Source organism: Brachybacterium equifaecis (assembly GCF_023509525.1).
GTDB lineage: Bacteria > Actinomycetota > Actinomycetes > Actinomycetales > Dermabacteraceae > Brachybacterium > Brachybacterium equifaecis.
The window spans coordinates 48,021-60,434 of record NZ_JAKNCJ010000002.1 but is presented as its reverse complement, the minus strand read 5'-3'; the positions used below and the strand labels follow the sequence as shown (position 1 = coordinate 60,434).

Below are 12,414 nucleotides of genomic sequence, written 5' to 3'. Positions count from 1 at the left end.
TCAGGGCTGGCCGTCGAGTGTCGGCCACGGATTCGCCCGGCAGCCGTCCAGTCCCATGCTCTGCTGGAGCATCACCGGGGCGCTGACGCCCTCGGCGGGGCAGGTCGCATGGCCGTGGCCGAGATAGTGCCCGACCTCGTGGTTGACCATGTAGGCGCGGTAGGCGGCGGTGTCGGAGTACGCGGGCGTGAGGTACAGCCAGCGATCCGTGTTGAGCACGACGTCGGAGCCCTCGCGGCAGGACCACTTGCCGTAGGTGCGCGCCGGCGCGCAGATCCGGTCCACCGTCGGCGGGGAGGCGAGGGAGATCGTGAAATCCGCCTGCGCGGGATCCGCCACGCGCTGGAAGACGACGTGCTCGAGGCCCTGCCAGCCGCGAGGATCGGGGAGCACGCCCTCGACCTCGGCGGCGACCGCGTCCGCGTCCAGGAACGTGCCGTTCTCGACCCGCAGCGCGTAGGAGCGCACGGTTCCCGCCGCGGGATCGGCGGCCGGGCCGGCGGCGGCCATCACCCAGGTGCCGTCGCCTGCGGTGTCGGAGCCCACCAGACCGCTGCTGCTCGTCGTGAGGACCGCGGCAGGATTCCCCTCCGCGGGCGGCGCCGACGCCGCAGCAGGATCCGAGGTCGGTGCGGCCTCGGTGCTCGTCGGCGTCGCGGGAGGAGTCGGGGTGGCCGGAGAGCCGGCGGCGGGGGCGGAAGGCTCTGCCGCAGTGCATGAGCGCACCACCCCGATCGCCGCGAGGAGCACGAGAAGGAGGGCGAGCGCGCACAGGATCGTGCGCGCCAGTCGGCCGCGCCGCGTCAGGACGAGGCGCTGGGATCCGCGAGCCTCCTGCGTCGCGCGAGCCCGGACGTCCGCAGCAAGATGCAGAGGGCGGCGCACAGGATCGGGACCGCGGTGGGAAGGAGACACGCCCCCACGCTAGGGGGCTATACCGGAACTGTCCCGCCGACACGCGCATGGGCGCGGCACCCGGGGAGGGTGCCGCGCCCGCACGGCGGGGTCAGTAGCCGATGGACTTCAGGTACTCGCGCGATTCGCGGATGCAGTCGATCGGATCGCGGCCGTAGGTGTCGTCCTGCTCGATGAAGAAGTACTCGGCGCCGGCCTTCTCGGCGGCGGGGAGGAGCGCGGGCCAGTCCATGTTGCCCTGGCCGACCTCGGCGAACTGGCCGAGGGCGAGGAAGTGGCCGTAGAACTCCTTGATGTCGAGCTCGCCGGCATCGAACTTCCGGTAGATGTCCTCGGGCAGCGGCGCGACGCGGAAGTCCTTGACGTGGATGAGCTTGCAGGCGCCCTCGTAGGCGGCGAGCATGTCGAGCGGGGCCATGCCGCCGCGCTGCACCCAGTGGAGGTCGACCTCGAACAGCAGCGAGGGGGCCACGCGGCGCACGATGTCGAAGATGCGCTCGCCGTCGAAGATGATCAGGTCGACGTGGTGGTTGTGGTAGCACAGCGTGATGCCCTGCTCCTTCAGCCGGGCGGCGAACGGCTCGACCTCCCGGGCCCACGCCTCGCACGCCTCCTTCGACGTCATCGCGCTGAACGGCATCATGCCGATCCGCAGGAAGCGCGTGCCCAGTCGCTTGCAGGCCTCGACGGCGCGATCGAACTCCGAGTCCAGGGGGAAGCCGTTGCCGGGGGCGGTGAGCACGGCGCTCATGGCCGCGATCTCGACGCCGAAGTCCTCGCGGCCGCGCGCGAGGTCGTCGATCAGCTCATCGGTCATCGCGACCTGCGAGACCTCGACGGCGTCGAGGTCGAGCGCCCGCACCTGGCGGAGCACCTCGTACATCCCTTCGCTCTCGATCCGATCCTTGAGCATTATCAGCTGCAGTCCGAGCACGGGCATGGAACCTTCTCCTTCGTTGGATGAGGGGCGTCACATTTCGTCCTGGCAGGCTATCGGCCGCGTCACATCGCGGAAGGGGCGCGCCGCGGGTTGCCATGCCCGTCGGATGGGGTGCCGGCGGGGGGGGGGGCGACGGGCCTGCGCGCGGGACCTAGGACCGTCTCCCGCGATGCGGGCCGCCGGTATCGTCGCAGGCAGATGCATGATACCGGCCCGCGCCCCGCGGCGGCGCACCCCACAGAGGGAGGACCAATGACCGCCGCAGAGACCGTGCTCGCCGCACTGCCCGATCTGGAGAGCGATCTCGAGGATCTGTACACCCGTCTCCACCAGAACCCGGAGGTCTCGGGCTGCGAGACCGAGACCGCCGACCTCATCGCCGAGCGGCTCGAGGGCCTCGGCTTCGAGGTGCAGCGGATCGGCGGCGGAGTCGTCGGCGTGCTCGAGAACGGAGAGGGCCGGCGCGTCCTGTACCGCGCCGACATCGACGCTCTCCCGGTGAAGGAGGCCACCGGCCTGCCCTACGCCTCGACGAAGACGATGGAGGACCAGGACGGGAACGTCGTCCCCGTCATGCACGCCTGCGGGCACGATGTGCACATCACCGCCGGGATCGGCGCAGCGAGTCTGCTCGCCGAGCACCGTGATGCCTGGTCCGGCACCTACATCGCGCTCTTCCAGCCCGCAGAGGAGACCGGATGGGGGGCGAAGGGGATGCTCGAGGACGGACTGACCTCTAAGATCCCGACGCCCCAGGTCGCTTTCGGCCAGCACGTCATGGCGGCCGGGATGATCGCGGGAGAGGTCGCCACCCGCCCCGGGCCGATCCTCTCCACCGCCACGAGCCTGAATATCACCGTGGACGGCAAGGGCAGCCACGGCTCCATGCCGCACCTGGGCATCGACCCCGTCGTCATCGCCGCGGCGATCGTCACCCGGCTGCAGTCCGTGGTCGCGCGCGAGATCGCCCCCTCGGACTTCGCGGTCCTCACCGTCGGCTCGCTGCAGGCCGGGTCGAGCGCCAACATCATTCCGGCCGAGGCCGTTCTGCAGCTCAACGTGCGCGCCTACTCCACCGAGATCCGCGATCAGATCGTCGAGGCGATCACCCGCATCGTGCGCGCCGAGTGCGAGGCCGGCCGCTCCCCGCAGGATCCGGACATCGAGGTCCTGAACGAATACCCGCTCACCGAGAACGATGAGGCTCTCACATCGCTCGTGCGTGACGCGTTCGTCGCGCAGCTCGGGCAGGACCGCGTGCTCGAGGCCGCCCCGGCCACGGCATCGGAGGACTTCTCCGAGGTGCCCCGCGCTTTCTGCATCCCCTACACGTACTGGTTCCTCGGCGGGTTCGCCGAGGGCCAGGAGCAGTTCCCCAACCACAACCCGAGGTTCGCCCCGGCGATCGAGCCGACGCTCGCCACGGGCGTCACGGCGGCTGTGACGGCGGTCCTCGCCTGCCTCGCAGCGGGGGAGTGACGTCGTGACCTCATCCCAGAGCGCACCCGCCGCAGCGACCCCTGTCACCGGCGGCGGCCCCGGTCCCGCCGGTGCGGCGATCGATCGCGCTCCCGCGCGCAGCGGCTACACCGGCACCCGCCGCCTGCTGTGCGGCATGGTGCTCGCAGTTCTCACGTACTGGCTGTTCGCCGGGTCGATGGGGACCGTCGCCCCCGCGATCATGGAGAACATCAACGCGGGGGAGACGACCTACGTCGACGCCACCGCGATGAACCTGGCCGTCTCCATCACGGCCCTGTTCTCGGGCCTTTTCATCGTCATGTTCGGCGGTTTCGCCGACCGCTTCGGCCGCGTGAAGGTGACTTTGATCGGCATCGCGCTGGGCGTCGTGGGATCGGCGCTGCTGATCTTCGCCGCGGGATCGCTCGCGCTGCCGCTGCTGCTGGCCGGCCGCGCCTTCCAGGGCCTCGCCGCGGCGTGCATCATGCCCGCCACCATGGCGCTGGTGAAGACCTACTGGGAGGGGGCCGCCCGTCAAGCCGCCGTCTCCTGGTGGTCCATCGGCTCCTGGGGCGGTTCCGGCGCCTCGGCCCTGTTCGGCGGCTTCGCCGTCAACTACGTGGGCTGGCGCGGCATCTTCATCGCCTACATCCTCATCTCGCTCGTCGCCTTCGCGCTGATCTGGGGCACGCCCGAGAGCCGCGCCGAGCAGACCAGCCGGAAGGGCTTCGACGTGCTGGGCCTCGCCCTGTTCGTCGTGGGCACCCTGGGCCTGATGATCGTGCTGCTGTTCGGCTCCCGGATCGGCTGGACGAGCGTCACCACCCTCGCGCTCGCCGCGGTCGCGATCGTCGCCTTCGTCGCGTTCATCGCCTGGGAGCGCAGGCAGAGCAATCCCTTCATCGACCTGAAGCTGTTCTCGAACACCACCTTCACAGGTGCGACGATCTCGAACTTCCTGCTGAACGCCACCATCGGCATGCTCATGGTCTCCCAGCAGCTCGTGCAGCTCGCCGGATTCCACGCAGACGGCTCGCGCTACACGGCGTGGGAGGCGGGCCTGCTGACGATCGGCTACGCGGTCTGCATCATCGCCTTCATCAAGGTCGGCGAGAAGCTGCTGCAGCGGTACGGCGCCCGCAAGCCCATGATCTGGGGCTCGCTGATCGTGCTGGTCGCCGCCGCCCTGCTCATGGCCACGAACGTCATGCTCGGCACCTACCTGATCTTCGCGATCATCGCCTACTGCCTGTTCGGCATCGGCCTCGCGTTCTACGCGACGCCCTCGACCGACGCGGCCCTCTCGAACCTCCCAGCAGCGCAGGCCGGCTCCGGCTCCGGCATATACAAGATGGCGTCCTCGCTCGGCGGTGCGATCGGCGCGGCCGTGTCGCTGGCCGTATTCACGGGCGTCTCGCAGGCGCAGGGCCAGATCGTCGGCGGCGCGATCCTCATGGAGGGCCGCCAGGACAACCTCATGCTGCGTGAGGGCAGCATGATGGCCATCGGCGTGAACGTGCTGTTCCTGGTCCTCGCGATCCTCTCGATCGTGATGACTGTGCCCAAGGGCGGCGGCTCCAAGGACCTGCACCGGGTCGCCGCTTCCGCCTCGCCCTCCCCGCAGCCGGCGCCGGACGAGGAGCGCTCGGCGCTGCTGGCCGAGTTCGCGGCGCTGCCGACGGAGGATCTGCGCGCCCTGCGCAAGCAGGCGATGCTGCGCGAGCTCGGCGACCTGGACGAGAAGGTCCTGCATGAGCTCATCCAGGAGCGGCGCGGCTGACCCGCCGGACGCTCAGCACCCAGAAGCGGCCCGCATCCCTCGCGAAGGACGCGGGCCGCTTCGAGGCGACGTGGCGCCAGCGTCGACGCGTCTCAGCGCCCGATCATTTCGAGCGGGAGCCGTCGATCAGGAGCGCAGCGGCGATCGCCGCCATCCAGGAGTCCTTCGCGATCGGCGTGCCGTCCTGCGTGGGGCGGACGCCGTCGGCCTCGGTGAGACCGGGGGTCTTCAGGTACATCGCGAGCATCGAGCCGGAGAACCCGGCCAGGGCCGCGCCCGCCACGCGCGTCGGCACGAAGGGGAGGAGGAGGGCGGAGCCCACCGCGATCTCTCCGAACGTGAGGAAGCGGGCGAACTGCTTCGGCGTCATGTCCCCGAGAGCGGGGATGCCGTTCTTCGCCATCGACTGGAGGGACTTCGCGGTCTCCTCGTCCATGCCGATCTTGCCGATGCCGGAGTTGAGGATGAAGGCGCCGGGGACGGCGCGCAGGACGGCGCGGGACAGCAGGCTCATGGTGATGCTCCTTGGTGTGATCGGGATTCTCGCGCTGGAGCGTAGCGAGCGCAGCTGAGGGCCGCCCGCAGGTGCGGGCAGCCCTCAGCTGCGTGGGACGTCTGGCGGCTCAGCTCAGAGCGCGGCGGCCTCGAGCCGGGCGATGTCGAGCTTGGTCTGCGTCAGCATCTCGGCGTTCACCGCGGCGGCGGCCGGGCCGGCGAGCAGCTCGTTCAGCCGCGAGGGGATGATCTGCCACGACAGACCGAAGCGATCGCGCAGCCAGCCGCACTGCGAGGGAGCTCCGCCGTCGGCCGTGAGCGCATCCCAGAGACGGTCGACCTCCTCCTGCCCCTCGACCGTGACGGCGATCGACGCCGCCTCGGTGAGGGTGAAGTGGGGGCCGCCGTTCAGCAGCATGTACGGCGATCCCGCGAGCTCGATCTCGATCACGAGCGGCGCTCCGGGCTCCGGCACGCTCTCGCCGCCGGGGTGCTCGCCCTCCTGCGGCGGGTACTCGCTGCGCTCGAGGATCCGGGACCCCGGGATCAGCGAGGTGTAGAGCGCGGCGGCCTCATCGATCCTGCCGTCGAACCACAGGCAGGTGGTCACCCGTGGGCGGGACGCCCCCTCAGGCACGGGAGGCATCCTGCTGCGCGGCACGCTGCGCACGACCGAGGCCGCCGCTGCGGAAGGACAGGGTCGCGAGCGCGAGCGCGGCGACGAAGAACAGGATCCCGACGATCACGTGAACCCAGCGCAGCCCCATCTCTCCGAGGCCCACCTGCGCCAGCGCCAGCACCGCCACGGTGATGGCGTGGAACATCAGGCCCTTGTTGCCCGAGCGCGAGGCCCGCAGCACGGCGAAGAGCGCGGCGAGCACGGAGACGCCGAGCGTGATGAAGCCGAGCATGCGGTGGGTCGAGAAGACCCCGCCGATGGAGCCGAGGATGCCGAGGCCGAGGAGGAGCTGGAGGATCCCGCCGAGGGCGGTGAGCGCGGCGAAGGCGCGCAGACCGGTGAGGACGGGGCCCCCGGGAGCGGGGACGGCGGACGGGGAGACAGGTGCAGTGGACATGCCTCCAGGGTAGGGGCCCTTACTGCGCGTCCTCCCAGACCGCACGCCACTTCGCTGCGAGGGTGTCGATGTTCTCGTGGGCGTTCAGCCCGCTCGGCTGGGGGACCACCCACAGCCTCACCTCGGCGGGCCAGTCGGGGATCAGAGAGGAGTCCTGCGGGCCGAGGGACGCCTTCGGCTGGGAGAACGCGGTGCGGAACGCCGTGATGCCCGCGATCGCGATGACGCCGGGCCGCAGGGCCTGCGCCCGCTCGACGAGGCGGCGCCCGCTCTCCCGCAGCTCCTCGCGGCTGAGCTCGTCGGCCCGGACCGTCGCGCGGCCGACGAGGTTCGTGATGCCGATCCCACGAGCGAGCAGCTCCTGCTCGTCCTCCTCGCGCAGCCCGGTGGAGCAGTCGATGACGTGGGAGGTCAGGCCCGCGCGGTGCAGAGAGGGCCAGAAGCGGTTGCCCGGCCGTGCGAACGGCGCGTTGACCGCAGCGGTCCACAGCCCCGGGTTGATGCCGACGATCAGCAGGCGCAGGCGCTGATCCGAGCCCGGATCCGGCAGCACGTCGTCGATCGCATCCGGGTCCGCGTTCGCGAAAGCGGCGAGATCGGCGCGGGTGGGCTTGCGCCCGCCGAGCGGGGAAGGACGTCGAGGAGCCATCCGAGCACAGTACCGGGAGCGGGAGGGGAGACCCTCCGCCGCTCTCAGAAGGCGAAGCCCGAGAACAGCAGCGCAGCGAGGAGGAGGCCGCCGAGCAGGTTCACCGCGGTCGCTGCTGCGAACACGAGCACCGGCCGCCAGCCGGCCTCCCGTGCCGCGGAGACCTTGAACTCCAGCCCGATGCAGACGAACGCGAGCGTGAAGGCCCAGGTCTGCAGGGACTTGATGGCGTCCAGCCGCGGATCGAGCACGCCCGAGGGCATCGTCTCGCGCAGGATCGTCACCAGCACCGAGGCGGCGAGGAAACCGAGCACGAACTTCGGGAACCGCTCCCGCACCGTGCGCAGCACCGCCCGGCGCGAGGTCGGCGGGGAGGGGGCGGCGCCCGGGGCCGCACGGAAGGCGAAGTACATCGTCAGCAGCACCGCCACGACCCCCAGGAGGGCGTTCTGCGTGGTCTTGACGATCGCGGCGATCTGCAGGGCTTCCTCGCCCGCCACGGTCCCCGCAGCGGTCACGGCGGCCGTGGTGTCGATGTTGCCGCCGATCCAGGCACCGGTGACCGCCGGGGACAGCCCCATCAGGTCGGCGAGCCAGGGGAGCAGGAAGATCGAGGGCACGGCGAAGACGATCACGAGGGTCGCGGTGAAGGCGAGCTGCTCCTTGCGCGCCTGCACCGCCCCGGCGGCCGCCACCGCTGCGGAGACCCCGCAGATGGACAGCGCCGAGGCGAGCAGCGCGCGCAGCCGGTCGTCCACGCCCAGTCGGCCCGCGAACCACCACGTGAAGGAGAAGACCATCGCGATCAGCAGGACGGCCTGCACGAGGGCGGGGCCGATCGCGCGCAGCACGATCGCGGCGTTGATGCTCGCACCCAGGAGCACGAGTCCCGTCTTGATGAAGAGCTCCGTGCGGAAGGCGGCCGCCATCCGCTGGCGCCAGCCCAGCAGGGAGAGCACCCCGTTGCCCGCGAAGCCCAGGAGGATCGCATAGATGGGGAACTCGATCGACCTCGCGACGCCGGCGAAGGCCGTGGCCTCGGCCGCGGCGGGCACCGCGCGGACCAGCACCTGCACCCCCGCCGCCGGGGCGAGGACGACGACGATCCCGAGGAGCGTCCAGCCCGAGCTCGCGCGGGGGAGCCGGGCCGCCGGTGCTTCGTCGGGATCCGGGACGCTCTGCCCAGTCCGCGGGTCGGAGGAGAGGGGAGCGCTGCGCACCGGGCGCACCGGCGGACGGACGCCGGTGCGCGCCCCGGTCGCGCTCACGGGAGCATCCCCTCGGGGACGGCGCCGAGCAGGCACAGCAGCACGATCGCGAGACCGGCGATCGTGGCGCACCAGTCCTCGCCGAGCGAGAAGCGCCGGTGGTCCTCGGGGGACTCAGGGAACTCAGGGGACTCAGGGGTCTGAGGCGGCTGCGGGGAGCGGGGAGTCAGAGGGCTGGGCATCGGGTGCACGAGGGATCCTCACGGCGTATCGGCGGGGCAACGCGCTCACCGTAGGCAGGCCGGAGTGCTCCGGACGCCCGGGAACGGCCTCTCCCGCCGGGCGGACCGCAGGTGTTCACCGTGCCGACACCCCCAGGACCGCCTGGCTAGCATGGCGCCATGATCCTCACCCCTGCAGACGGCTCGCACGGGTCCGGTCCCCGCGGCGCGGCCACGGAGCCGCACGGCGCGCGCCCCGTGCGCTTCGACGCCCCCGCCGACGCCCCCAGCGCGGCCGAGATCCCCTACGCGCGCCTCGAGGACCATCCGCGCCTGCACCGGATCGCGCAGGGCGATGTGCTGCGCTGGATGATCCGCCCGGAGCGGGGGAGCGCGGCCGATCGGACCTTCGCCGCGACGCACGCGGCGGTCGACCTGGAGCTGTCCGACGGGACCCGGCTGTCGGACCGGGATCCCCTCGACCAGTACGGAATGCGCGCGACGGCCCGCGGGCAGGGAGAGGGTCGCCACCTCCAGCTCGACCAGTGGAACGACGTCCAGGTGGACCTCAGCCATCTCGAGGGCCTCACGATCGTGGGGGTGCTCCTCGTGACGGACCCGCCGGTGCCGGGCGGCGCCGACGCCGACGGGGGCCCGGAGGGGGAGAGGCTGCGCGGCTGGATCGAACCGCCTCGCGTCGGCCCTGCCCTCGCCCTCCCGCACCTGGACGACCCCGTCGCCTGGGTCGACACGCGACGCGGAGCCGCCGGCGCCCCCGGCCTCTCGCGCGGCTCGACCGCACCGGTCGCCGCGCTGCCAAACGGCTTCGCGCATGTGCTCCCGCTGACGGACGCCCGCGACCGGGCGACGCCCTACCGGCACGCTCGCGCGCAGGCCGCGGAGGGCGGCGCCCTGCCTCCGCTGCAGGGCATCGCCCTCGCCCATCAGCCCGGCGCCCGCCCGGACAGCGGCCAGCAGTTCACCCTGATGCCTCTGGTGACCCGTCGCCCGCACGGCGGGCCGAGAGAGCGGGCGCTCGGCTTCGACCATGCCCAGGAGGTCGCACGCCCCGACGTCTACTCCGTGCGCACCGCGCAGGGCACTGCGCTCCATGCCGCTCCCACCGAGCACGGGATGCTGCTGGAGATCGTCTTCGCCCCGGGATCCGAGGGGCGCCACCTCCTGCTCGAGGGAGCCGACTCGCGCTCCAGATTCGATCTCGCCGGCGCCCTGTTCGACGGCGCCTTCACCGCCTGGGCCGACGGGGAGGCTCCCCATCCCGGCGGGGGACCGGCGCGCCGACTGTTCGCTGCGGGGACCGTGGAGCCGCTGCCCTCGCATGTGGAGGACGCCGTCAGCGACGGGGACCCCGGGCTCCTGGGGACTGCGCGCGTGATGACGTTCCCTCCGGGGACGCGCAGGGTCACGGTGAGGATCGCCGCGAGCGCGATCGGTCTCGAGCAGGCGCGGCGCACTCTCGCCCAGCAGCTCCTCGGGAGGACGTTCGCCGAGGTGCGCCGCGCCGCACATGCCGCGTGGGTCCCGCGGCTCGAGGTCATCCGCTCCGACTCGGCCTCGCCGGCCCAGCGCCGCACCCTGCTGGGCTCCCTCTACCGGATGAACCTCCATCCCCGCGCCCTCCACGAGAACGCCGGCACGCGCCAGCGCCCCCTCCTGCAGCACGCGAGCGTGCGCGCCGTGCCGCGCGCGGAGGCCACCTCCTCGCGCACGGCCGCGCCCCTGCTCCCGGGCCCCGCCTACGCCGACCTCTCCGCCCCCGGCTCGGCGGGCACGCTGTGGCCGGCGTACAGCCTGCTCTATCCCGCGCTCGCCGGACCGATGCTCGAGGCGATCGCCGCGCAGGCCGTGGATCCCGAGCCCGCCGCGGAGGAGGCGGACGCCCCGGCCGAGGTGGCGGGCGTGCTCGCAGCGGAGGGCGCCCTCGGCGCGCTGGCCGCGCTCGCCGATGCTCACGCGCGCGGGGTCCCGCTCGCGGACCCCCTCGGCGCCGCGGAGAGAGCAGTGGAGCGCCTCACCGCGGTGCCGGCCGCCGCCCGCCGCGGCGAGGAGGAGCCCGTCGACTGCGCGGCGCTGCGCGGATGGACGGACGCACGTGTGCCCGGCTCCGTGGGCCTCGACCTCGCCCGCAGCGTCGCCGATGATGCGATCGCCCAGATGGTCGAGCGCGCTCTCGCCGCGCTGCCGAAGGACGCCCTCGGCGACGACTCTCGCGCGCTTGCCGAGCAGGCCGCCTACCTGCGCTCGCGCGCAGCGCGCTATGCGCTGCACTTCGATGCAGATCTGGGTCTGCTGCGCGCGCGCACCCGCGACGGCGGATTCGCCGAGGACCTCGAGGACGTCAACCCGTTCGCATGACCCGTTGGAGCACCTGCGCGCGAACGGGTGGATCGGATCGCTCGCGGTGCCGCATGACGGCACGGGGCTCGCCGAGCTCCTCGGCGGTCCCGAGGCGCTGCTCGAGCGGCTCGAGCAGCTCGTGCACATGGACGATCCCTGGGCCGGCAGCACCGGCCCGGCGCCTGCAGACGATGATGCCGCCCCAGCACCCGCCGAGCTCCTGAGCCCCGCGCACGTGCGCGAGAGCGCACGCGCGAGCCGCCTCGGGCAGTTCAGCCTCGCCTCCGCGGCGGCCCGCACCCTGCCCGCACTCTTCCACCATGCCGACGCGCCCGATCGCGCGCAGCAGATCGTGCACGATCTGGGCTCCCGGCTCTTCACCGGCGAGGAGATCGGACAGGGGCTGCCGGGCGATGACGCCGACGGCGCGCTCAGCGCCTGGTGGCTCCTCGCGGCGCTGGGCCTGCTGCCCCTGCAGCTCGGCTCGGACCGCTGGCATCTCGTGACCGGGCTGCTCGGGACCGTCCGCGTCAGCCCGATCGGCGGCGCCCCGTTCACGATCTCTCACCAGCGCCCCGTGCGCGCGGACGGCGAGCATCCCGGGGGCGCCGAGGACGCGCTGCTCATCCAGTCGGTGCGCCGCGCCGACGAGAGCGAGGAGCTCGACGTGCGCGCGCTGCGCCACGAGGACCTCCGCGGGGATCTGGTCATCGAGCTGGGAGCGGAACCGGGTCCCGTCGGCGCCCCCATCCCCGCTCTCACCCCCGCCGGGGCCTCCCCGCAGCCGCTGCGAGATCTGCTGGGGCACCTGCCTCCGGAGGATCCCCGGGCCCCGCTCTTCGACGACGAAGCCCGCCAGGACATCCCCTTCGAGCCCGCGGCAGACGGCCGGATCGTCATCGATCTGCCGGAGGCATCCGCAGCTGCCGCGCCGCGATTCCTCACGCTCGTCACGGCGCAGAGCGAGGGCGTCGATCCGGATGGCTGGCAGCTGGAGGCATGGGTCGAGGCCGACGACGGCGCCGGCGCATGGCGGCGGGTCGACGCCCGCGAGGGACTGCAGCTGCGCGGCCGCTGCCGTCTGCATGCCTTCGTGCTGCCGCCGCTGCCGGGCATGGACGGGTCGAGCGCACCGGGCGCCTCGGAGTGGGAGAGCCCGGCGGGCCCCACGCGCTATCGGCTGATCCTGATCTCCCCCTGGCATGCGGTGGCGCTGCGCCAGATCGAGCTGCTGGGCTGACGGCCAGGCGCCGCAGCCGCGACGCACAGGACCTCCCCTCCGGTCAGACCGGAGAGGAGGTCCTGTGCGTG

12 protein-coding genes are annotated in these 12,414 nt (G+C 72.4%); 4 read left to right on the top strand and 8 right to left on the bottom strand.

Annotation, left to right across the window (positions count from 1 at the left end):
- Complete coding sequence (locus tag Bequi_RS14355; protein WP_249736815.1) at positions 1–915, bottom strand: DUF3152 domain-containing protein; 915 nt, start codon at positions 913–915, stop codon at positions 1–3.
- 91 nt (positions 916–1,006) lie between these two features.
- Positions 1,007–1,855 (bottom strand): sugar phosphate isomerase/epimerase family protein, encoded by an 849-nt coding sequence (locus tag Bequi_RS04705; protein WP_249736814.1) that lies wholly within the window; start codon positions 1,853–1,855, stop codon positions 1,007–1,009.
- Positions 1,856–2,107: 252 nt separating this feature from the next.
- Here Bequi_RS04705 and Bequi_RS04700 point away from each other — a divergent pair, with 252 nt between their 5' ends.
- The gene (locus tag Bequi_RS04700; RefSeq protein ID WP_249736813.1) at positions 2,108–3,334 is read left to right on the top strand and encodes an amidohydrolase; all 1,227 of its coding nucleotides are present in this window, start codon (positions 2,108–2,110) and stop codon (positions 3,332–3,334) included.
- Positions 3,335–3,338: 4 nt separating this feature from the next.
- Positions 3,339–5,096, top strand: a complete 1,758-nt coding sequence (locus Bequi_RS04695; RefSeq protein WP_249736812.1) for an MFS transporter — start codon at positions 3,339–3,341, stop codon at positions 5,094–5,096.
- Between the two features lie 103 nt (positions 5,097–5,199).
- Here Bequi_RS04695 and Bequi_RS04690 read toward each other — a convergent pair whose 3' ends face one another.
- The 6 genes from Bequi_RS04690 to Bequi_RS04665 all read right to left on the bottom strand — a co-directional run bounded on the left by Bequi_RS04690 (position 5,200) and on the right by Bequi_RS04665 (position 8,766).
- Positions 5,200–5,610, bottom strand: a complete 411-nt coding sequence (locus Bequi_RS04690) for a DoxX family membrane protein (RefSeq protein WP_249736811.1) — start codon at positions 5,608–5,610, stop codon at positions 5,200–5,202.
- Between the two features lie 114 nt (positions 5,611–5,724).
- Positions 5,725–6,228 carry a VOC family protein gene (locus Bequi_RS04685; protein ID WP_249736810.1) on the bottom strand — a complete coding sequence of 168 codons (504 nt, stop codon included), beginning with the start codon at positions 6,226–6,228 and terminating at the stop codon, positions 5,725–5,727.
- On the bottom strand, positions 6,221–6,667 hold the full coding sequence (locus tag Bequi_RS04680; RefSeq protein ID WP_249736809.1) for a hypothetical protein: 447 nt from the start codon (positions 6,665–6,667) through the stop codon (positions 6,221–6,223). The genes Bequi_RS04685 and Bequi_RS04680 overlap by 8 nt, the downstream gene beginning before the upstream one ends.
- A gap of 19 nt (positions 6,668–6,686) precedes the next feature.
- Positions 6,687–7,316, bottom strand: a complete 630-nt coding sequence (locus Bequi_RS04675) for a mismatch-specific DNA-glycosylase (RefSeq protein WP_249736808.1) — start codon at positions 7,314–7,316, stop codon at positions 6,687–6,689.
- Between the two features lie 44 nt (positions 7,317–7,360).
- Positions 7,361–8,584 (bottom strand): YeiH family protein, encoded by a 1,224-nt coding sequence (locus tag Bequi_RS04670; RefSeq protein ID WP_249736807.1) that lies wholly within the window; start codon positions 8,582–8,584, stop codon positions 7,361–7,363.
- Positions 8,581–8,766 carry a hypothetical protein gene (locus tag Bequi_RS04665; protein WP_249736806.1) on the bottom strand — a complete coding sequence of 62 codons (186 nt, stop codon included), beginning with the start codon at positions 8,764–8,766 and terminating at the stop codon, positions 8,581–8,583. The genes Bequi_RS04670 and Bequi_RS04665 overlap by 4 nt, the downstream gene beginning before the upstream one ends.
- Before the next feature lie 159 nt (positions 8,767–8,925).
- Here Bequi_RS04665 and Bequi_RS14180 point away from each other — a divergent pair, with 159 nt between their 5' ends.
- Positions 8,926–11,121 carry a glycoside hydrolase domain-containing protein gene (locus tag Bequi_RS14180; protein WP_283774708.1) on the top strand — a complete coding sequence of 732 codons (2,196 nt, stop codon included), beginning with the start codon at positions 8,926–8,928 and terminating at the stop codon, positions 11,119–11,121.
- Positions 11,122–11,125: 4 nt separating this feature from the next.
- Complete coding sequence (locus Bequi_RS14175) at positions 11,126–12,343, top strand: glycoside hydrolase domain-containing protein (RefSeq protein WP_283774707.1); 1,218 nt, start codon at positions 11,126–11,128, stop codon at positions 12,341–12,343.
- Positions 12,344–12,414: the final 71 nt, after the last annotated feature.

Coding starts and splice junctions, on each gene's coding strand:
- Bequi_RS04705 (WP_249736814.1), bottom strand. CDS start 1,855: ATGCCCGTGCTCGGACTGCAGCTGATAATGCTCAAGGATCGGATCGAG.
- Bequi_RS04700 (WP_249736813.1), top strand. CDS start 2,108: ATGACCGCCGCAGAGACCGTGCTCGCCGCACTGCCCGATCTGGAGAGC.
- Bequi_RS04690 (WP_249736811.1), bottom strand. CDS start 5,610: ATGAGCCTGCTGTCCCGCGCCGTCCTGCGCGCCGTCCCCGGCGCCTTC.
- Bequi_RS04680 (WP_249736809.1), bottom strand. CDS start 6,667: ATGTCCACTGCACCTGTCTCCCCGTCCGCCGTCCCCGCTCCCGGGGGC.
- Bequi_RS04675 (WP_249736808.1), bottom strand. CDS start 7,316: ATGGCTCCTCGACGTCCTTCCCCGCTCGGCGGGCGCAAGCCCACCCGC.
- Bequi_RS04665 (WP_249736806.1), bottom strand. CDS start 8,766: ATGCCCAGCCCTCTGACTCCCCGCTCCCCGCAGCCGCCTCAGACCCCT.
- Bequi_RS14180 (WP_283774708.1), top strand. CDS start 8,926: ATGATCCTCACCCCTGCAGACGGCTCGCACGGGTCCGGTCCCCGCGGC.